This is a genomic window from Paenibacillus sp. CECT 9249 (assembly GCF_918697855.1).
In the GTDB taxonomy this organism is placed as follows: domain Bacteria; phylum Bacillota; class Bacilli; order Paenibacillales; family Paenibacillaceae; genus MSJ-34.
The window spans coordinates 28,992-50,612 of sequence record NZ_CAKKLI010000029.1 but is presented as its reverse complement, the minus strand read 5'-3'; the positions used below and the strand labels follow the sequence as shown (position 1 = coordinate 50,612).

Sequence of the window (21,621 nt, the reverse complement as noted above, 5' to 3'; positions counted from 1 at the left end):
AGGGTATCATTGCCTACTGCCCGGTTCAAGCCGGTTCCCGGATTTATCTTGCATTTCTCCATATTCAAGTTGTTTCCCGCCATACGCTTTATTCCCGCCGCCATGTATATTGAACGTAAGCGAAACAATCATTTCATGGAAACGATGGAGGCGAATAACGATGTCCAAAATTACATTTCTAGGAGCGGGAAGCACCGTATTTGCGAGAAACGTGCTGGGCGACTGTATGCTGACGCCGGCGCTGCAAGGATTCGAATTGGCTTTGTACGATATCGACGCGGAACGTTTGCGGGATTCGGAAAATATGTTGAACAACTTGAAAAAGACAACGGGAAGCACTTGTACCGTCAAAGCGTATGCGGACCGCAAGGAGGCGCTGCGCGGAGCGAAATATGTCGTCAACGCCATTCAAGTGGGAGGATACGATCCTTGCACGATTACCGACTTTGAAATTCCGAAAAAATACGGCTTGCGGCAAACGATAGCCGACACGGTTGGAATCGGCGGCATTTTCCGCAATTTGCGCACGATCCCGGTCATGCTCGATTTTGCCAAAGATATGCGCGAAGTATGTCCCGATGCATGGTTTTTCAATTATACGAACCCGATGGCGGTGTTGACGAACGTAATGAATACGTACGGCGGCGTCAAAACGGTCGGCCTGTGCCATAGCGTGCAAGTGTGCGTGCCGCATCTATTTAAGGACCTCGGCATGGACGATGAGGGCGTGCAATGGAAAATCGCGGGCATCAACCATATGGCCTGGCTGCTCGAAGCAACCAAAGACGGCAAAGATCTGTATCCGGAAATTAAACGCCGCGCGGCGGAGAAGCAGAAGGAAATCCATCACGATATGGTACGCTATGAAATGATGTTGAAATTCGGCTATTACATTACGGAATCTTCCGAGCATAACGCCGAGTACCATCCGTATTTCATCAAGCGCAATTACCCCGAACTGATCGAACGGTTCAATATTCCGCTGGACGAGTATCCGCGCCGTTGCGTCGAGCAAATCGAAAACTGGAAGAAGATGCGTGACGAACTCGTGGGTAATCAAAACTTGACGCATGAACGGTCGCATGAGTATGCCAGTTATATTTTCGAAGCGATGGAAACGAACCGTCCGTACAAAATCGGAGGCAATGTGATGAACACCGGCCTCATTACGAACTTGCCGAAAGAGGCGTGCGTGGAAGTGCCGTGTCTGGTCGACCGGAGCGGCATTACTCCGACATTCGTCGGCGATTTGCCGCCGCAATGCGCCGCCTTGAACCGCACGAACATCAATACGCAGCTATTGACGATCGAAGCGGCCGTCACCGGCAAGAAGGAGCATATCTATCATGCGGCGATGCTCGACCCGCATACGTCGGCGGAGTTGTCGATGGATGACATTATATCCATGTGCGACGATTTGATCGCAGCGCATGGCGACTGGCTGCCGAAATTTCAATAAACGTGTGTTTGAAGCCGTCCCGAGAGGGGCGGCTTTCGTGTTGCGCGCCTTGTGCCTCCGCGATTCGCTAGCCCTGTCTTGAACGGGGTTTTTTGCTTTTTCCCAAATCTTGTTCATCGCATCGAAGAGGAAATTTGTCGTATTAGAGATTTATCCCCCCAAAATCGAGAAAATTCCCCCTTTTTCTTCCATATTTGCAAAAGGAAAAATGATACAATCTGTAGAATCTTGGGATATAAGGGTCGAAACGCCATTTATTCCACAGCTAGACTCGACTCTCTTATATCTATTTTTGGAGAGTGAGGGATTTTTTATGAAGCATTTCATTCGTTGGAGGCGCTTGTGCGCGATGGTGCTCACGCTGTTGCTCGTCGTGCAGGCGTTGCCGTTGCAGGGGCAGGCGCTTGCGGCGGAGACAGTCGACCAGAAGCGGTATATCCGCGTGGAGCCGACCGTGTTCCAACCGAGTCGCGGCGAGACGACGACCATCCGCTGGAACTGGGAGATCGACCATCTCACCGTCATCAAATTGATCAGCGGCGAGCGGACCGTCGCGATTATCCAGGGGGAGACGGAATATGCCGGCGGTTACGTGCCGCATGAGTTCGTGTGGAACGGCCAAGACGAGCACGGGAACCTGGTCCCCGAAGGGACGTACGACATCCTCGTCGAACCGCAGGACCGGTTTAAGCCGTATGCTTCCGTCCATCCGGTCACGATTCTCGGTGAGGAAGCCAAAGATATCGCCATTATTCCGAACCCTAGCGGCGACCGCTTTGTCGTCTACGGGCAGCCTGGCGGAGCGCAGGGCGTAACCGGCGTTACCTTGACCGTCGCCGGCGACGGGTCTTCGCGGCAAGTGGAAGCGACCGTCGAAGACGGACGCTGGCTCGCTAACGTCGCGCTGACGCCGTACACGCAAACGTCGATCCAGGCGGACATCCGCGGCGCGCGGCCCGGTCAGGCCAGCCTGAACGTGACGAATCATCCGTTCCGCTTCTTCGACGAATTATCGCATTTGGCGCTGCAATATTACGGCGATGCGCGTTTTCAGGACGCGATTGCGCTGGACAACCAGCTATCCGCGTCCACGGAAGCCTCCCGCCTCGTCGGTCAAAATATACTGATGATCAACCAAGCCTATCCGGTGCGCATCGATTCGCAAGATCCGGTGCTGGGCGGCAATATGGGCATCATCGACCTGTTTTCCGGCATGAACACGAACACGCCGGCCCATATGGGCATGGGCAATAATGTCGGCATCGCTAGCGATTTATACATCGGCGGCAGCTTTCCGCTGTTCTTCACCCGGACGTACAACTCGCGCGACGAGTATTTCTCCGAACTTGGCAGCCGCTGGAGCCATACGTTCGGCGAACGGCTGCGGGATCTGGACAAGGCGGTGCTCGTTCGCTTTGAGGACGGCCATATCGAGCGGTACGACAAACAAAGCGACGGCTCATACCGCGCCGGGGACGGCATTTACAACCGCTTGACGCGGCTGGATGGCGGCGGCTTCGAATTGACTACCCCGGAACAAGCGAAATTGTTGTTTAGCCAGGAAGGGTTGCCGGTACGGCATGTGACGGCCGGCGGCGTCGAGCTGCGGCTTACCTATGACGGTACCCGGCTGGAGAGCGTCGAGCGGGAAGGCAACAAACTGCAGTTCCATTATAACGACGAAGGCTGGCTCGTACGGATCGGCGATCAGACGGGGCGCAGCGTCGCTTACGTGAACGAAGGCCGGGAGACCGCAAGCTTTACCGACGTGGACGGCACCCGTTACGATTACCGTTATGACGATGCAAGGCGGCTGACGGACGTGATCCGTTCCGACGGGACGGTCATGCGGCATATGGAGTATGACGGCCAAGGGCGGCTGACGCAGATCCGGTTTGCCGACGGCAGCAGCCGTGCGTATGCGTACGACGAAGCGGCGCGAATCGTGACGATGAAGGAAGGTGCGGGCCTTGAAACGCGCTATTTCTACGATGCCGACTTGCGCTTGACGAAAATCGTCGATGCGGCCGGCGAGCGGACGTTCCGTTACGATGACGTGCGCACCCGCGCCAATGAATTTACCGTGTCGTCTGACGAAGAGTGGACGAACGAGTCTGCTACCGATGCGGTCTACGCTTCGGGCCAAGTCCGGGCATTAAGCGCCGCGGCGGCGTCCGCATGCGCTGCTGCGGCTTGGGACAAGGAGAAAGCCTATGTGAGCGGCGACCTTGTTAGCCATAACGGCCGCATGTGGCAGGCGAAATGGTGGACGCAAGGCGAAGAACCCGGTACCGCCGGCGAGTGGGGGCCTTGGGAAGACCGAGGTGCGTGCGGGATCGGCAGCGAAGACGATGGCAGCGGCGAGAGCGGAAACAATCAGGACGACAGCAATAAGGACGATAAGAGCAACGAAGGCAGCAACAACGAGGGATCCGCTCCTGAAACGCAGCCCAATCCGTGCGGCGCCGCCGCTTGGGACAAGCAGAAAGTGTATGTGAGCGGCGACCTTGTGACTCATAACGGTCGCACATGGCAGGCGCAATGGTGGACGCAGGGCGAAGAGCCCGGCATCATCGGCGCTTGGAAAGACGGCGGCGCTTGCGGCGGAGAAGCGCCCGAACCGACGCCCGGACCGTGCGGCGCCCCGGCTTGGGATGCGCAGAAAGTCTATAATAACGGCGATCTGGTTACCTATCGCGGCCGCTTATGGCAAGCGAAGTGGTGGACGCTCGGCGAAGAACCCGGACGCGATAGCGAATGGGGCGTCTGGCAGGAGCGGAGCGATTGCGGCGGCGAACCTGGGGGACCTGGCGAACCCGGCAACGGAGGCGAGCCCGGCGAACCCGCTGAGCCCGATCCGCAACTGGACGAAGCCATTTGGGCCCCGGATAACGGCATCCCGATCCTGCGCGCCGAAATGTTCAACTTCGACCGCAGCGATCCGTACAACACGCTGTATCCATGGTACCGGCTCCACAACGTGTCCGACCGGCCGATCGCTTTGTCCGACATTCGCATCCGTTACTTCTTTACCGCCGACAGCAAGGACAAACTGCTCTTCTGGGGCGATTGGGCCAGCATCGGCAGCATTCATATCGACGGCAAGCAGCGTTTTCGCGGGCGGTTCATTCCGCTGCAAGCGCCGGGCGTCAGCGTCGACACCGTGCTGGAAATGAGCTTCGAACCCGGTTCCGGCGTATTGCAGCCGGGACAATACGTCGAAATGCATACCCGCATTTCCAAAGAGCGTTGGGCCGACTTTGCCCAATCCAACGATTATTCGTTCAACCCGGACGATACCGACTTTGACGATTGGAACCGGATCGCTGTCTTTGTACGCGGCGAGTGGGTATGGGGCAGCATGCCGATCGCGGCCGCCCTCGAAGTGGAGCCGCCGGCTGCCGAGCCCGAATTGACGATTCCGGATTACCATTCCAAGAAGACATTTGTGGAGAGCGGCGATGCGCGCGGCGGCAAGACGCACTATGTGTATGACGACCGCGGCAACCTGCTGCAGTTCACCGATGCGCTCGGCAATACGACCGCTTATACGTATAACGAACAAAACCGGCTCACTTCGCTGACGGATGCGCTCGGGCGGACGTCGACCTATGTGTACGACGATCGCGGCAACCTGCTGGCGGCGACCGACGGCGCAGGCCGGACGACGCGCTACGCCTATAACGACAAAGGACTGCGGACGGAGATTGCTTTGGCCGACGGCACGCAAGTGAAGGCGGAGTACGACGACCGCGGCAACGCGGTCCGCATCATAGACGGCAAGGGCAACATCTACGAACAGCGTTATGACGACTTGAACCGTTTGGTGGAACAGATCGATCCGCAAGGGTCGGCGTATCGTTTCGCGTACGACGCCGGCGGCCGCATCGAGCAAACCATCGACCCCTTGGGCCAAACGCGGCAGCTTCGCTATAACGGGTTCGGGCAACTGACCGATCTCATCGACGAAGCCGGCGGCATAACCGTGTACCGCTATAACGAACAGGGATTGGTCAGCGAACTTGTCGATCCGCTCGGTCATGTCACAAGTTACAGCTACGATGACCAAGGGCGACTGCAGCATATGATCGCGGCGGACGGCGGCCAAACGAGCTATGAATACGATCTGTGGAATCGCGTTGCCGCCGTCACCGATGCCGAGGGGCAGACGATCCGCTACCAATATGACGCAAACGGCAACCGGATTCGCGAAACGGACGCCCGCGGCGGCGTGACGGAATATCGCTACGATCTGTTAAACCAATTGGTCGAAACGATCCAACCGGACGGCGCGGTTCGCATCCTGCGTTACGATGCCGCAGGCCAGTTGATCGAGAGCGTGGACGCCGAAGGCGGAATGACCCGTTACGCCTATGACGGCGCGGGGCAACTGATCGGCGAAACCGATGCGCTCGGTCATACCATCAAGTACAGCTATACGCCGACCGGTCTGTTAGCCGGCCTGACCGACCCGAACGGCAACACGACTCAATATGAGTACGACGCAACCGGCAACCTGACTGCGATCCGCGACGCGCTCGGCCAGCAGACGGTCTATACGTACGATGCCAGCGGCCGCTTGACCGCAGAGACCAACGCGCTTGGCCAAACGACGGCCTATACGTACGATGCGCTCGGGCAGCGGCTGAGCGTGACCGACCCGGGCGGCAATACGACCCGCTATTCGTATACGCCACACGGCCAAATCGCCGGCATCACCGATCCGTTGGGCCGCACGACAGCCTATGCTTACGATGCGCTCGGCCAACTGACGGAAGTGCAAGATGCGCTCGGCTATCGGACGCTTTACCAATACGATGCGGTCGGCAATCTGATCAAGCAAATCCGGATGGGCCAGGGCGGCGAAGAACAAGTCACCCAATACGCCTATGATCAATTAGGGCGCCGTATCGCAGAAACGAATCCGTTGGGCCTGCAAACGCATTATCGCTATGATGCCAACAGCAACCTGACGGAAACGGTCGATCCCGCGGGCGTCACGACGCGGCAAACCTATGACGCTAACGATCGTGTCACGCAGATCGCCTATAGCGATCGGAAGCAAGCGAGCTTCGCTTACAATAAGCGCGGCGAACTGATCCGCATGGAAGATTGGAACGGGGTCACGCAGATCGAACGCGACACGCTGGGGCAAATCTCCGGCGTCACCGACCCGAAAGGCCGCAGCGTACACTATACTTGGACGCCAACCGGCCAGAAAGCGAGCCTAACGACGCCGGACGGTCGGGAAACGACGTATCAATACGACGCTTTAAACCGGTTAATCGCCGTCAAGGATCAAGCGGGCACCACGACCTATGCGTACAACGCGATCGGACAAGTAACGGAGAAAACGGCGGCGGGCGGCAGCATCACCCGTTATGCCTACACTCCGCGCGGCCAACTGCAGCAACTGAGCGAACAAAACCAGGCGGGCGAAGCGATCAACCGGCATGAATACCGCTATGACGCCGCAGGCAACATCTTGAACTGGATCGAAACGATCGGCGGCGAGCGGCGCGAGAAATCGTACACCTACGACGAATTGAACCAATTGATTCAAGCAATCGATAACGGACAAGCCCGCACGTACCGGTACGACGGCTTCGGCAACCGGATTGGGAAAACGGACGGTAACGGCTCAATCGCGTACACTTACAACGGTGCAAACCAACTGCTAGAGGAAAAAGCGGCCGGCGTGCAGAAGAAATATGAGTACGACTTGCGCGGCAACCTAACCGGCGTGAAGGATAGCACGGGCCAACTGCTGGAGCGTTATTCCTTCGACGAAACGAACCGGCTCGTGCAAGCGGTAAAGGACGGAAAAACGTACGACTACCGCTACAACGCCCAAGGCGTACGCATCCAAAGCAAAACGGCCGATAAGACCCAGGACTTTGTCACCGACCTGACCTCGGCCTATAACGACCTGCTGGCGGTGTACGAAGGGGAATCGCTGCAAGCCAGCTACAGCTACGGGATCAATCGGCTGCATGCCCTGCTCCCGGACGGCGAAAGCGAGACGTATTCCTACGACCATCTGGGCAGCATCGTCGGCTTGCAGGACAGCCAAGGCAACCTGACCGAGACCTACCGCTATGACGAGTTCGGCGTTCTGCAAAACCCGCCCCAGCGCGACCGCGCCGTGAACTTTGCCTATACGGGGTATCCGTACGAGGGCAATGGTCTCTATTTTGCGCAAGCGCGGTATTATAAGGCGGAGATCGGGCGGTTTGTGAGCGAGGATGCGTATGAGGGAAGCATATGGGTTCCGCAGAGTCATAACCTTTTATGGGTATGTTTGGAACAATCCGCTCTTATGGATTGATCCTGACGGATTTGCCCCTGTGCCGATTGGACATGTTTATGTAGTTGAAGGAACTTATAAGGGGAAATTTGAAAGATATGTGGGATCCACTGCACAGGAACTCCTCGAACGTATGGGAAAACACAAATGGAACGAATTTATTACAGCTAAATCTACTATAGTGACGACATACGAAGTGAAGGCTGAGTTGGATGTAGCGGGATCTGGGAAAGGAACACTAAGAAGTGCAATTAATGAAGCTCTTCGTGCAGCCGAACAATTAATTATTGATAAATTTGGTGGTAAAGATAAACTTCTAAATAAAAGGAATGCGGCGATAGAAGCAAAGAGGATAAATTGGACTAAAAGACACAATGTCGAAATTGACGTGAATTCCCCCAAACTGTCTTTAAAAGGTGGTCTTCGAGTGAATAGTTTTGCCGGTTTCGCTTTATTGGATGCGTTTATCTTGTACCGAGACTTAAAGGAATCCCAATATGAGTGGGCACCTTATATTTTGCAGGATCTAGACGGTATATTTACAATAGGTTATGGAAAAAACGGCTGGTTTTCTAGTATGAAATATTGGAAAACTTATCAATCAGGTCCAAATGAGGGGCAGAAAGTATATATAGAGAAAGATGAATTCAATTTTTGGAAAAAAGAGGCAGAAGCTCTATGGGGAAGACTCGATTTTTGGGGGAACTTCGTGCCGGGATTGCTTAATCCAGAATTACCTACGGCCAAACTCGAAATATAGATTGAATGGTATTCAATAAACAACGAATCCGGAGGAATCAAGATATCGTATGGGACTGGAACTAATCTTAGAAGAACCTAATTTTCGTGATTTGCGACGAATAGAGTCGGATTATGACTCCATTGCATTCATGAATAGTGTGGGGATGGAAGTCGATTCGTCTGAGCTTGTGGATTTTATGAGCAAGCTTGAAGGAAGAGGAAAAATAGAAAAACTTAGCATAAGCTTCAATTCTCAATTAAAAGATCTCCAGGTCGTTAGAGCGTTTCCTAATTTACGTTACATCGCTGTATACGGATATCGGATCGATTCGCTGGACGGACTGGAATGGTTTCAACGTGGCGAGTCTATTAAGATCAGTACGGAATCGAAAAATCGTCGTCGGAAGATTGCTCAAATATCACGGGCCCCCATCAAGCAAATGTCTCTTCAAGTTGCTCAGCCGGAAGATTTAGACGCTGTTGGCGAATGCTTAACGTTGAACGAACTTGAACTGTTTCGCAGCAGCGATCTGGAATTTTCGAAGTGGAGTCGGGTTCCTCTGGAATCGCTTAGACTTAAACAAGGCAAATTCATAGAACTGGGGAACACTGCGGATGTCAGAAGTCTAAAATGGTTGTGGGTGTTAGGTTGCCGCAGCCTAGAACGGTTCACAGGAGACAATAGTAAAATAATTAGATTATTGATTGATGATTGTAAAAAACTCGATTTGCGTACTGTTCAAACATTTCAAGGACTTGAAACATTAATCGTAAATAGTATTCCTAACGAAATTGGTCTGACCGAAATGGGAACATTCAAGCAATTGGAAAGTCTTTCGCTGATTCATTCCAAGGTTCAAGTCGATACAACAGAACTGAAACGCCATTTCCCCAAATTGAAGGAACTTCATATCTCCAATCTGAAGAATGGACAAGTGCTTGAACTTAGCCAACTGAATCCGGGAGTTCTCGTTTCGGGCAGAATTTTCTTTCGGAAAGATAGGTTTATAACATATAAAGCCTTAAATGGAAAGGTGATAGAGGAATAATTATACGAGATGGAGGACCGCAGACGAGACAGATTTCTTGCTTGCGGTTCTTTTTTATGCCGTGCCGCGATTTGATTCGCGTACGGCGAATTTTGCTTACCTTACAAGTCTGCCGATGGAAAGAAACTAACCCGATCCAACGACTCGGCATTACTCGACATTATTAGTGAAGGGTTTTGACATCAAGATATAACCTATTTCTTAAATAATTACTACAATATAGTAAATTAATATATTTTTTATAAGTTGTATTGGCGAAGGGAGTGGGCAAGTTGAAACTTTATGGTGATTTTACAAAGAAAGATTGGTTGGATGTTTTTGGTGTAGAAGAAAATCAAATTCCATTATCGTGTATCATTCATGGCGAGTGGAACCACGAAGAAAATCTAAACCTATGGAAAGATACCCTGAAAGAAGAATTGTGGCTGCCAAAATGGAACACTGTAATCGGGAAATACGAAGGAAAGAATATTGGTTTTGCGAATGTATATGGCAGCCCTATTGCAGCTATGATTACACATCAATTTGCTTCGGCGGGCACCAATCAATTTATCCAAACCGGATATTTTGGAGGTTTGTCTTTTGATGTTACATATGGCGATATTCTTATTGTTTCAGAAGCGGAAATGAAAGATGGAGCATCACACTGGTATCTTCCAAATCGTAAGACAGTGAAATCAGACGAACAATTACTAAATGCAACCATAGATTATTGCGAAAAAAAGGGATACTCATATGCGGTAGGAAGTGTTCTTTCTACAAGTGCAATACTGCTTGAAACACAAGAATTGATTAGCGAATGGGGTTTGAACGGCCATTTGGGAGTGGATATGGAAACAGCAACAACATTGGCAGTAGCGAAAAGGTTTGATAAAAAGGCGATTGGCTTGTTAAATCTATCAGACCATTTAATGGTAGGAGATACGCTTTACTCTTATACAAAAGAACGAGAGTTAATCGAAGCAGAAACAGACGAAAAAATAAGGGATGTTGCCCTTTATTTATCTTTAATCTCAAATAAGTTGAAATAAAACAAAAAAAGTATCGACGCCAACAAATCAAAGGATGGGCGTAGATGATCTTCTACAATATCTCAAAGAGAACGGAGAATACTCAGGCAGACGGGAAATACCTCACAATTGTTGTGAAAATTGTTCAGTAAATACTACCGGAGGACATATGAATATAGATTTTAAATCAGTAAGCATTTATGTAACAACTAATGATGATTTATTTATACTTCCAAGAGGTGTATCTAAAAAGTGGGGTGGGGCAGTAATCGATCTCGAGTTGCATTAAAAACCTACAGCAATAGAAAAAATCTTTAAAATTAAGGGATATTTAAAAGCAGTCAAACAAATGAGATATGTTAGTATTGAATGGGGTATTGATGAAGGCTACAATATTGTCCCAACTATCAACTCTGGCAAGAAGGGATTTGTTCATTTAGAGGAAGAGGCCATAAGCATCGGAAAAAAACTCCATGCGGGGGATTTAGCCCGAGCAATCAGGTCTGCAATTAGTTTATCAAAGTAATAGAATGAAACCACAGGCGGCTAACTATCGCTTGTGGTTTTTTATGCGGAAGAACCGCCAAAGGATGAAAAATCCAGTACGGTGGTTCTTTTTTTCTCTCATTTCCTATGCCATCATTATAAATGGGGGCGATGAAGAATGTTCCAGGATTTTAAGCTCGGCGGCGACCGTCCGGTTGCGATACAAGTGAAAGAATACGTCAAACGTTTAATTATAAAAGGGGCGCTTCAGGCGGATCAGAAGCTGCCCTCTACACGAGAAATGAGCGGTTTGCTTAAGGTGAGCCGCAATACGGTCATTGCCGCCTATGAAGGGTTGGAGGATGACGGATTCGCGTATGCGATTCCCGGCAAAGGCAGCTATGTGGCCGCGATGGCGGGCCATTTGGCAACAGATAACGGAGGAGCTAACGGCTCCGCCGCCTGGCAGATCGACTGGAAGGCGAGAATGAACGAGTATGCCGTATCGGCCGTAGAGTTGGATATGATGAAGCAGGGCATTCGCGCCCCAAAAGGAACGATCTCGTTCACAAGCATCGCTCCGGATGAGCGACTGTTTGATCTGGGGGCTGTAAGGCGAGCCTTTATGGATCGGATGGCTATCGAAGGGCAGGTGCTGCTTAACTACGGCTACGCCAAAGGCTACAAGCCGCTGATCGATTACTTGATGCGTTACATGGAGAATAAGGGCGTCGATATAAGCGGCAAGGATATGCTGATTACAAGCGGGTTTACGGAAGGCTTTGACATTGTGCTGTCGGCGCTGCGCCCTTCTGCGCGCCGCGGAGCGGCAATTTGTGAAAATCCGACCCACCATACGGCGATCAAAAATTTGAAGCTGCAAGGATTCGCGGTTACCGGCATTCCGATGGAGCCTGACGGTATTGATGTAGAGCATCTTGAGGCGGTATTGCGGAAACAGACAAACAGCTTCGATCTGGCCTATTTGACCCCTTCCTATCACAATCCTACGGGCATCGTCATGTCGCCGGCGAAGCGCAGCGCCGTTATGAAATTAATGACGCGCTATCGGATTCCGGTGATCGAGGACGGATTCAACGAGGAACTGCGCTACTCGGGAGCGCATGTTGCGCCGTTAATCGCGACAGCAGGGCGAGGGAACGGAGTCATCTATATCGGCAGCCTCTCCAAGGTGCTGTTTCCTGGCTTGCGAGTGGGCTGGGTGCTTGGAGACCGGGCGTTGATCGACTCTCTGGAAAGCATTAAGCGTGCTCGCACCATTCATACGTCAACAATCGATCAATCGATATTATATCAATATTTGCTCAATGGGAATTTCGATAAATATGTAAAAAAAGCCCGCATGGAATATAAACGCAAATATGAGCTTACGAAGGCATGCTGCGAAACGTATCTCTCTGAGGCGAAGCTGTCCGGCGACGGGGGCTTGCATTTGTTCCTTACCTTCCCGTCAGGCGTAAGTACACGCCAACTGCTGGAAGCTTGCGTAGAACAGGGCGTTATTTTTACGCCGGGAGACAAGTTTTTTATTCAAGAAGGCGAAGGGACGAATACTTTGCGGCTTGGTTTTTCACGAGTATCGGATGAAAATATCGAGCGGGGCATTCGAATCATCGGCGAACAGGCGCGTCATTTACTTAAGGCATAACAGCAGTCGGAAGAACAATCCGTAAGCGTGTAACGATTTTTAAAGAAGAAGAGGTGTCGTGATGAAAGTTGGCGTGATTATGGGCGGTATTTCCTCCGAGCGCGAGGTTTCGCTGAAGACAGGCCAAGAGATGATCAATCATTTGGATCGCAGCCGTTATGAGGCGATTCCGATTGTGATCGATCGGCGAGCGGATCTCATCGCGCAAGTTCAACAGGCAGGCATCGATCTTGCGCTATTGGCGCTGCATGGACGATATGGCGAGGACGGTACGGTGCAGGGAGCGCTGGAGACGCTGGGCATTCCGTATACAGGAAGCGGTGTTCTTGCAAGCAGCTTATGCATGAATAAGCAGCTATCCAAGATGTTGCTGAGGGCAGCGGGCGTGCATACGCCTGCAGGACTTTGCTGGCAGGGGATGGACGATTATGATCCGCAGGCGGTGGAGCAACTGGGTTACCCGGTTATTGTGAAGCCGAATGCGGGGGGATCCAGCATCGGCATCCGGCTTGTGCATCATGAGATGGAACTGCTGCCGGCTGTTCGGGAGGCTTGCAGTTTGGATCAGGCGATCTTGATTGAGCCCTATATGAAAGGTACGGAGCTGACCTGCTCGATTGTGGATGGCGAGGTATTGCCGATGATCGGCATTCGCCCCGCGCATTCGGAGTGGTTCGACTACAAAGCGAAATATGAAATCGACGGCGCCGAGGAGAAGGTAATCCAGCTTCCTCCCGTTATAGAGCGGCGCGTGCGCGAGACAGCGCTTGTCAGCTTCCGGTTGTTGCAGTGCAAGGTCTACGCAAGGGTCGATATGATTTTGTATCAGGATGTTCCTTACGTGCTGGAAGTAAACACCTTGCCGGGAATGACCGCAGGCAGCCTGCTTCCGAAGAGCGCAGCCGCAGCGGGTATGACCTTTGCACAACTGCTGGACCGCATTATCGCCGCCTCGCTCCATGAGCGGACACAGGAATGGGGGATGGTGCAATATGCGTAACGAAGAGGGTTCAGGGCGGTTTTTATCCTCGCGTGTACAGGATATTCGGCCATCGGGCATTCGCGCGTTTTTCGATCTGAATGCGGCAGGCGGAGATACAATCGCCCTTGGAGTCGGAGAGCCGGATTTCGTTACCCCGGAAATGGTGCGCGAAGCTTGCATTCAGGCATTGCGCGAAGGGCGCACGAAATATACTTCAAATGCCGGCCTGATGGAGCTGCGGGAGGAGCTTTCGGCTTATTATGCCGGCAGCTTCGCGCTTTCCTACGATCCTGAGCAGGAAATTATCGTGACGGTGGGGAGCAGCGAAGCCGTCGACCTGGCGCTGCGGTCGGTGATCGATCCGGGCGATGAGGTGCTGATTCCGGCGCCGAGCTATATTGCCTATGAACCGATTGCCCATCTGCATGGCGGTAAAATCGTGGAAGTGGCGGCAACGGCAGCGGACCGGTTCAAGCTGACTCCGCAAGCGCTGGAAGCGGCGATTACTCCCTATTCGAAGGCTTTGATGATCAATTATCCGTGTAATCCGACCGGAACAGTGATGACAGAGCAGGATTGGCTGTCGATTGTCGACGTCATTATCAAACATAATTTGGTTGTCATTTCGGATGAAGTTTATGCCGAACTGACTTATGGGAGGAAGCATGTCAGCATCGCCTCCTTGCCAGGCATGAAGGAGCGTACGATCGTTATAAGCGGCTTTTCCAAAGCGTTTGCGATGACAGGCTGGCGGGTAGGCTATGCTTGCGGCCCGCGCGAGTTGATCGCCGGCATGCTGAAAATCCACCAGTACACGATCATGTGCGCCCCTACCATTGCACAGATCGCCGCGCTGGAATCGTTGCGTCATGGCTTGGCTGCCAAAGATGAGATGATGGCGAGCTACAATGAACGCCGCAAGCTGTTTGTAGCCGGCTTGAATGCAATCGGGCTGGCTTGCCATGAGCCTGAAGGGGCTTTCTATGCCTTTCCCTCCATTGCTTCTACCGGCATGTCATCCGAGCAGTTCGCTCTTGGGCTGCTTAAGGAAGCGAAGGTGGCGGTCGTGCCGGGACATGTATTCGGATCGGGCGGAGAGGGCTTTATTCGCTGTTCCTATGCGACCTCGCTTGTCGATTTGGAGAAGGCGCTGGAGCGGATGGGAAAGTTTATGCAGGCGATGCAGCCGGTTTGATGGAACGAAATAGGACCGCAAACGAGATTAGCCTCTCGCTTGCGGTTCCCATTTTTTGCACCAGCGTTATGATTCACATACGTGTGGTATACGGCTCTACTCGTCCATCTTCATCAACCAGCGCGACAGCTTCTCTTCCCGCGTCTTCAAATCGCGGTTTCCTGCGCCGCATTTCCCCAGCGGCAGTTCGCCGACAAGGCTTCCGTCCAGCATATAAAGAACCCGTTCCGTTCTGGCTGCGACTTTGACGTCATGAGTCACCAATAGAATCGCCGTTCCGGTTCGGTTCAAATCGGCCAATATGTCCATGACTTCGCCGGCGGCTTTGGAATTGAGCGCGCCCGTAGGCTCGTCGCCGAAGACGATATCAGGATGATTGATCAGCGCCCGACAGATGGCCGCCCGCTGCAGCTGACCGCCGGAAGCTTGCGTGATATCGCGATCGGCCAGCTCGGCAATGCCGGTCTTGCGCATGAGCTCCATCGCTCGTTGGTTGATTTGGCGTCGGCTGCCTTTTTTCGCCATATACGCGGACAGAATGATATTGTCGAGAAGAGTTAAGTTTTTTAATAGATAATGATGTTGAAAAATAAATCCCATGGAATGCAAACGAAGTTCGGACAACTCCCGTTCGGACAGCCCGGTAATTTCTTGCCCGTTCAACGCAACGCTTCCCGAGGTCATTCGATCCATGCCGCCGACGTTGTACAGCAGCGTCGACTTTCCGGACCCGGACGGCCCCATGACCGCGACAAACTCTCCTTTCTTCATCTGCAAGTTCACGTTTTTCAGGATATGCTGTTTGTTCTGCTTGCCGACGGCATACGTTTTATGCAACGCTCTCGCTTCCAATACAATCCCCATACAATCCCTCTCCTAATTTGCAATGATTCTCGCGATGCTGGTTTTTTCGATCGATAATAGGCTCAATAACGCGGCAATGGCCACAACCAGCGTGAAAATGAGCGGGCAAACAAGATAAGCTTGAACCGGATCGATAGCAAACTCGATTCGGGCGGCGCCCATGAACGACATGAGTGCGCCGGCCATTCGTTCCCCGAGCGTATTGGCGACGACGGTTCCGAGAATGATCCCGATCCCGAGCGGCAGCAGCGTCCTGGCCAAATACTGCGTTCGAATATGGTTGAACGAAAAGCCGATGCTTCGCATAATCGCGATTTGCGTCTCGTCCTTGGCCAATACCATCCTGAGAAACAAGGAGGTTATGAGAATGGCGACGAACAGGGCGACCGCAAAAGCGATCATCGTAAACAGTTTGAGCTGTCGTATCGTACCGCCGAAAGTTTGCGTTAAATATCCCTTCAAATCCGTTACTCTGGCCGGGTAGAAGGCTTTGGCGTATTCGTCCGTTTTAGCGCCGACATCGATATGCGGTTTCACATCCAAGCTGACTTCATACCGAAGCGCCGTTTCGGGCCGGAAAGGCCATATCGCTTTGGCCGTTCGTCCGCCGTGCGTCACATCCTGATAAATCCCGCTCACGACCGCTTCCTTCTCTTGCCCATGAACAACGAGCCGGAGGCGATCGCCCACCTGTTTCCCCAATTCCTTGCCGTTCAGGTAGGAGAGCGCGATTTCTTCGTCGCGGAGGGGAGGGCCCCCTTGCACATATTCCAGCGGGAACATCGAGAAATCTCCGGTTTCCACCGTCATATTTTCCCGGATGCCGTCCTCGCGGACGACCTCGAACCGGCTGGTGACTTTCGGCGAGAAACGCTCGATATCCGGATCGTTCTTTATATAGTCGACAATGCTGTGAAACGCTCCAATGTCCGCTTGCTGCATATCGATTCGCAGATCGCTTCGTTCGATTCCCATATACTTGATAAAATCGGGGGATTGAACCGTATTCAGGAAATGGAGCGGAACGATCGCCATAAAGGAACATATGCAAAAAATAAAGAGCAATAGTCGGTACATTTTGAAGCGCTGAAGAACATCCCTTATCCCGAGAAAAAGAGGGACATGCACCCGTTTCGTTCGATGCAAAGGCAGGAATGCGGCATGAATCCGGCTCTCGCCGACGTTTCCCGACCGCAACGCTTCGACGGCCGAGATGCGATCGAACTTCCTCAAGATAAATCTGCAGAACGATACGATAATGAAGAAGATCACGGCCGCGGCAACGAATGGAATGAGTTGCGGGAGAAAGCTGCCCGGAGCCGTGCCGAGGTACAGCATCATATTGGATGTAAATAACGGCTTGAGAAACAAGGATGCCGCATAGCCGATCGCACAACCGAAAGCGGCGAGCGCGACATATTTCAGCAGATACATCTTCTTGATGTCGCGTTGCCCGATTCCGATCGCTTTCATGACCCCGATTTCCCGATAATCTTCTTCAACGACCGCGAGAATCGTAAACCGGATACAGAGAAGCGCGATGATATTCAGCAGCAAGCTGACCAATATGATTACGGCAGCGACCATACCGTCGGTAATCGCATGCAGCATTTTGAACAATCGATCATCGACATTCGGCCCCTTTCCGGGTAAGCCGGACGATTCGTACGCCTGCCTGAATTCGCTTAATTTGCCTGGATTCGTAAGCTGGAACTCAATCAAGTATTCCGTTTCGCCCAGATTCTTTGCGAGCGTATCCAGGTCGGCTTCATGGACGACAAAGCGTTTGGAATGAACGATCGAAGGGTTCATCTGAACGTCCCGGACGAAGTCGGAAACGGTGAGATCCATGCGAAACGAAGCGCCCGCGAGGGCGACTTTATCGCCGACATTCAAGTTTTTCCGCTGCATGTAGTAGACCGGAACCGCAATGCTTCCCGGCGAAACCCGTACGGGTTCGTTGTCCAGATTGAGCAAAAGATCGAAGGAACGATTTTGTTTGACAAAGTAATGGTCCATAACGCTCGTTTTTTCCGTCGCGGCGCCGCTGCCGATCGTTATATTCGATCCGTCGACGAGGAGCATCTCCGCGATCTGTTTCTTTTTTACAAGGGGGTTGCCGGAGGCGAAATCGTCGAAATCGGCCTCATCGATGGTTCCGGCATGCATCTGGACAAAATGCGGGGCGTCGGCCTTCGCGAACAACGCGTTCAACGAACGGGATAATTCCGCAATCATGATCGAGCCGCTCGCAACGAGACAAGCGGATAACGAAATAAAGACAAGCAAGGCGAAAATGACGCCTTTTTGTCTGAGCGTGTCTTTTCTCAATAGGTTGATTAGCATGCGGCGATCTTGGCTCCTTCCTACTGCTGGAAAATATCTTTGCTCCCTTTGGTGCGGTTGATGCTGGTGAAGTCCGCCCTGGAGAAGGCAATCGTCGAGAGCAGCACGAATAATATGCCGAATGTCAATACGATGACGGCGCTTACCTGCGGCGTAATGACGAAACGTTCGATCTGGAACGCCAACTGTTCCGCGATTAAGTCGTCTGCGGGCAATGACATCTTTTCCAAACTAAGCGCTCTGAAAAAGGCCGCCGCATAGGTCATCGGATTCAATAGGGCGAGAATTTGCAGGCCTTGAGGCAGCAGGCTTAAGGGGACATACACGCCGCATAGAAACGTAATCGGCGTCGTCACGGCCATCGACACGATCTGGAACGTTTGCGATTGTTTCACGGATGCTGCGAGAAACAATCCGAATGCCGAAAAGACAAGCCCCGCGACGATCATGAAGCCGACGGCGGCCAATGGGGTAAGGACGGACGAATATTTCAAGCCGATAAAATAACCTGCGATCAAAATCATAATCCCTTGGAATGTGGCGATCGTTGTCGAGGACAGCATCTGGCCGACCGCGATCTGGATTCTCTTGACAGGGCTGACCAACACTTCTTTCATATAACCGGAAACGATATCCTCAATCGTTGAAGAGGCGATATTGAGCGACGTCTGAAACACGACGATGATGACAATGCCGGCCAACACATAAGGAACGGGGTTGTCAATCGCGGTGCTTTGAAAGATATTGCTCAACAAATATAAATAGAAAAAAGGCATGATCAAAATCAACACAAGCTGTACCCGATTTCTGACAAACAGCTTCACGTTTCTCAACCATAATGCCGCAATAACTCGCATGTTCCTACCCCCTTATATCCTTGCCCGTCAATTCCAGGAACACATCGTTTAAGGTTCCTTTGCGAATCTCCAAGTCTTGAAGCGCCGGCCGATGCCGTTCGATGATGTCCATGAAACCCGACAAATCGCTCAACTCGACTTCATAAGCGGCGGAATTGCGATGGAAGGCGAACCGGTAGTCCCGCAGCAAGGCTTCTAAGGCTTGCTCATCTCCGGTGACGATATGCGCTTTATCTTTGGTGTATCGCTTTTTTAAAACTTGCGGCTCGTCAAACGCAATGATTCGGCCATGATCCATCACCGCGACCTTATCGCAAATTTCGGCTTCATCCATGTAGTGAGTCGTGAGAAAAATCGTGACATTGTTTTTCTGCTGCAGCTTGAGAATATACTCCCAAATATTCGCTCTCGTCTGGGGATCGAGCCCCGTCGTAGGTTCGTCCAGAAACAATACTTTTGGCGAATGCAGCAAGCTTCTGGCAATTTCGACCCGTCTCTTCATGCCCCCCGACAAGTTGCCGACCATCGCTTTCTTCCGTTCCGTCAAGTCGACGATTCGCAGGACGGAATGAATCCGTTCGCGCATGATCGATTTGGGTATGCCGTAAAAATGGCCATGCATGTTCAAATTTTCTTCCACCGTCATTTTGTTGTCCAGGGTGGAGTCTTGAAACACAACGCCGATGACGCTTCGGACCGCGTCTTGCTCCCGGCCGACATCTTTGCCGTCGATCAGCAATGTGCCGGAAGTTTTGTCGATCATCGTGCATAAGGCGTTGATAGTAGTGCTTTTGCCCGCGCCGTTCGGTCCCAGAAAAGCAAAGACGCTCCCGCGCTCCACTTCGAAGGAAACCCGGTCGACCGCCGTGAAATCGCCGTACCGTTTCACAAAATCCTTGACCACAATCATAGGATCCATTCCGATTACCCGCTTTCCGTAGGATTCTTCGGACCTTGCGCCAGCATGTCAAGCAAATAAAGAAAGCTGCCTTTCTTTGCCCCCAATGTCGTTTCAACCAGATACGCAAAGGCCGTTGCTTTTTGCATCAACTCATGAGGCTCCCACTTGAAAATTCCTTCATCAAATAAAAACTGGGAAGATACGAGCAAAAATTCCACTGTCTCTTTCGGATAAGGAGTCTGAAACGCGCCTTCCGCGACGCCTTGCTCGATCACCTCCGTCAATACCGGAGTCAGTTGAAGAATCGTTTCCACCAAGCTTTTCTGGTGCATTTCCGCATTATTAATCCGGTGCAATTGCTCGATCATCGGTTCCTTCCGTCCGGTATCCGGTTTCTGCGCCATTAGAATCCGGAACAGTTTCTCGGGCGCATTCCATTCGGGATCGGAGGCGATCGATTTGGCTGCGTGGACCCCCATGTCGATGAAACGCATGACGATGGCATCCATCACTTCCTCCTTGGATTGGAAATAGTAATAGAACGTCCCTTTGGCAATTCCCACCTTTTGCAAAATATCTTGAATGGTCGTGGCGGAATATCCTTTTGCGGTAAAAAGCGACTCGGCCGCGTCCAATATTTCGTTTCTTCGTTCGTCAGGTTTTTTCGTAATTCTCATTCGTATTCCTCCCACTCTATAGACCGACCGTCGGTCAGTTAACGTGATTGTAACATTATGGAAGGCGTAAAGTCAACGGGGAGACAAAGGCCGTCTTTCAATAATGTAAGCTTCGAATGTTCGAATGTAAGGGAAATCGATACATGAATTGGCGAACGGCGGCTATGATGAAGGAAGACAATCCGTTTCGGAATCGGGGGAAGTTGGATATGTTCAAAAAATCGTACAGCGATTTGTATGTCTTTATCGCTTTTGTATATATTGCGACGACAGTGTGCATTTTCTCCGGCATCGAGTTGATTCAGGCGATCGGCCAGGCTACGCCGCTGCTGGGAGTCATATTGGTGCGACTGCTATTCCGCATGCGGGAAGAAAAGCCGCAGCCGTTAGGCTTGAAGAAATTGGGGGGAATTCGCTGGCATCTTTTTGCTCTATTGGCCGGCATCCCCGTTATGTTCAGCTTTTTGACGGCATGGCTGCTTGGCTTGGCGGATTTGCCCGCCCTCGCTTCGTTGCCGGAAGGCGTCACGCAAGGGGACCGTTTTATGATGATTTTGCGTGCGACGAGCGCGCCGTTGTTCCTGCTCATGCCGCTAGTATTCGCTTTGACCGAAGAGGTTGGATGGCGGGGATATTTGCAGCCGCGGCTAACGGATATCTTCGGGGAGCGAGGGGCCGTTTTTGTTACCGGTGCGATCTGGGCGTTCTACCATTATCCCTTCTATGCCGCGGGGTATAACGATGCGGGCGACGTCGGAATCAACATGGCCCTGTTTACGTTGACGCTGCTGCCTTTGTCCGCCGTTATGGGCTGGATTCGAATCCGGAGCGGCAGCATTTGGCCGTTAGTGCTGTTTCACGCGGTCATCAATCATCAACGTACGTTTTGGGAGAGCGTCTTTTACGAGAAACAGGAAGGGTGGAACTATGTGGCGGGCGAAGCGGGTCTCGTCTCGCTGCTGTTATGGACGATTATGGCCGTCGTGTTGTGGATGCCGAAAATGTCTCGTTCGCAAACGGCATCCTTGAGACGGTTTCCGTAAGGATGCCGGTTCGGATTAGATATATTTCCGGCGCT

General features: G+C 52.0%; 14 protein-coding genes. 9 read left to right on the top strand and 5 right to left on the bottom strand.

Features of this window, described 5'->3' with window-relative positions:
- Nucleotides 1-160: 160 nt before the first annotated feature.
- The 8 genes from LQ229_RS18530 (at nt 161) to LQ229_RS18485 (ending at nt 14,898) form a co-directional block, all read left to right on the top strand.
- Nucleotides 161-1,459, top strand: a complete 1,299-nt coding sequence (locus LQ229_RS18530) for an alpha-glucosidase/alpha-galactosidase (protein WP_230192519.1) — start codon at nt 161-163, stop codon at nt 1,457-1,459.
- A 313-nt stretch (nt 1,460-1,772) separates the two neighbouring features.
- Entirely contained in the window at nt 1,773-7,787 is a 6,015-nt protein-coding gene (locus LQ229_RS27155; RefSeq protein WP_290370055.1) for a carbohydrate-binding protein, read from the top strand.
- Nucleotides 7,788-7,806: 19 nt separating this feature from the next.
- Complete coding sequence (locus LQ229_RS18510; protein ID WP_216539665.1) at nt 7,807-8,526, top strand: hypothetical protein; 720 nt, start codon at nt 7,807-7,809, stop codon at nt 8,524-8,526.
- Between the two features lie 49 nt (nt 8,527-8,575).
- Nucleotides 8,576-9,556, top strand: coding sequence for a hypothetical protein (locus tag LQ229_RS18505; RefSeq protein WP_230192518.1), 981 nt, complete (start codon nt 8,576-8,578; stop codon nt 9,554-9,556).
- Nucleotides 9,557-9,819: 263 nt separating this feature from the next.
- Nucleotides 9,820-10,587, top strand: coding sequence for a uridine phosphorylase (locus tag LQ229_RS18500; protein ID WP_230192517.1), 768 nt, complete (start codon nt 9,820-9,822; stop codon nt 10,585-10,587).
- 643 nt (nt 10,588-11,230) lie between these two features.
- The gene (locus LQ229_RS18495; RefSeq protein ID WP_216539667.1) at nt 11,231-12,721 is read left to right on the top strand and encodes a PLP-dependent aminotransferase family protein; all 1,491 of its coding nucleotides are present in this window, start codon (nt 11,231-11,233) and stop codon (nt 12,719-12,721) included.
- A gap of 61 nt (nt 12,722-12,782) precedes the next feature.
- Complete coding sequence (locus LQ229_RS18490; protein ID WP_230192516.1) at nt 12,783-13,721, top strand: D-alanine--D-alanine ligase; 939 nt, start codon at nt 12,783-12,785, stop codon at nt 13,719-13,721.
- Nucleotides 13,714-14,898 (top strand): aminotransferase class I/II-fold pyridoxal phosphate-dependent enzyme, encoded by a 1,185-nt coding sequence (locus tag LQ229_RS18485; RefSeq protein ID WP_230192515.1) that lies wholly within the window; start codon nt 13,714-13,716, stop codon nt 14,896-14,898. Before LQ229_RS18490 ends, LQ229_RS18485 begins: the two co-directional genes overlap by 8 nt.
- A gap of 96 nt (nt 14,899-14,994) precedes the next feature.
- Here the strand turns inward: LQ229_RS18485 and LQ229_RS18480 are convergent, their stop codons facing one another.
- The 5 genes from LQ229_RS18480 to LQ229_RS18460 are packed head-to-tail and all read right to left on the bottom strand — an operon-like array spanning nt 14,995 to nt 20,543.
- The gene (locus tag LQ229_RS18480) at nt 14,995-15,762 is read right to left on the bottom strand and encodes an ABC transporter ATP-binding protein (RefSeq protein ID WP_230192514.1); all 768 of its coding nucleotides are present in this window, start codon (nt 15,760-15,762) and stop codon (nt 14,995-14,997) included.
- Nucleotides 15,763-15,774: 12 nt separating this feature from the next.
- Nucleotides 15,775-18,093 (bottom strand): ABC transporter permease, encoded by a 2,319-nt coding sequence (locus tag LQ229_RS18475; RefSeq protein ID WP_230192513.1) that lies wholly within the window; start codon nt 18,091-18,093, stop codon nt 15,775-15,777.
- Nucleotides 18,094-18,128: 35 nt separating this feature from the next.
- On the bottom strand, nt 18,129-18,965 hold the full coding sequence (locus LQ229_RS18470) for an ABC transporter permease (protein ID WP_230192512.1): 837 nt from the start codon (nt 18,963-18,965) through the stop codon (nt 18,129-18,131).
- Nucleotides 18,966-18,969: 4 nt separating this feature from the next.
- Nucleotides 18,970-19,875 carry an ATP-binding cassette domain-containing protein gene (locus LQ229_RS18465; protein WP_356711263.1) on the bottom strand — a complete coding sequence of 302 codons (906 nt, stop codon included), beginning with the start codon at nt 19,873-19,875 and terminating at the stop codon, nt 18,970-18,972.
- Between the two features lie 14 nt (nt 19,876-19,889).
- Nucleotides 19,890-20,543 (bottom strand): TetR/AcrR family transcriptional regulator, encoded by a 654-nt coding sequence (locus LQ229_RS18460; protein WP_216539674.1) that lies wholly within the window; start codon nt 20,541-20,543, stop codon nt 19,890-19,892.
- A 143-nt stretch (nt 20,544-20,686) separates the two neighbouring features.
- Here LQ229_RS18460 and LQ229_RS18455 point away from each other — a divergent pair, with 143 nt between their 5' ends.
- Nucleotides 20,687-21,586, top strand: a complete 900-nt coding sequence (locus LQ229_RS18455) for a type II CAAX endopeptidase family protein (RefSeq protein WP_230192510.1) — start codon at nt 20,687-20,689, stop codon at nt 21,584-21,586.
- Nucleotides 21,587-21,621 lie beyond the last annotated feature (35 nt).

Coding starts and splice junctions, on each gene's coding strand:
- LQ229_RS18530 (WP_230192519.1), top strand. CDS start 161: ATGTCCAAAATTACATTTCTAGGAGCGGGAAGCACCGTATTTGCGAGA.
- LQ229_RS27155 (WP_290370055.1), top strand. CDS start 1,773: ATGAAGCATTTCATTCGTTGGAGGCGCTTGTGCGCGATGGTGCTCACG.
- LQ229_RS18505 (WP_230192518.1), top strand. CDS start 8,576: ATGGGACTGGAACTAATCTTAGAAGAACCTAATTTTCGTGATTTGCGA.
- LQ229_RS18495 (WP_216539667.1), top strand. CDS start 11,231: ATGTTCCAGGATTTTAAGCTCGGCGGCGACCGTCCGGTTGCGATACAA.
- LQ229_RS18490 (WP_230192516.1), top strand. CDS start 12,783: ATGAAAGTTGGCGTGATTATGGGCGGTATTTCCTCCGAGCGCGAGGTT.
- LQ229_RS18485 (WP_230192515.1), top strand. CDS start 13,714: ATGCGTAACGAAGAGGGTTCAGGGCGGTTTTTATCCTCGCGTGTACAG.
- LQ229_RS18480 (WP_230192514.1), bottom strand. CDS start 15,762: ATGGGGATTGTATTGGAAGCGAGAGCGTTGCATAAAACGTATGCCGTC.
- LQ229_RS18470 (WP_230192512.1), bottom strand. CDS start 18,965: ATGCGAGTTATTGCGGCATTATGGTTGAGAAACGTGAAGCTGTTTGTC.
- LQ229_RS18465 (WP_356711263.1), bottom strand. CDS start 19,875: ATGATTGTGGTCAAGGATTTTGTGAAACGGTACGGCGATTTCACGGCG.
- LQ229_RS18460 (WP_216539674.1), bottom strand. CDS start 20,543: ATGAGAATTACGAAAAAACCTGACGAACGAAGAAACGAAATATTGGAC.
- LQ229_RS18455 (WP_230192510.1), top strand. CDS start 20,687: ATGAATTGGCGAACGGCGGCTATGATGAAGGAAGACAATCCGTTTCGG.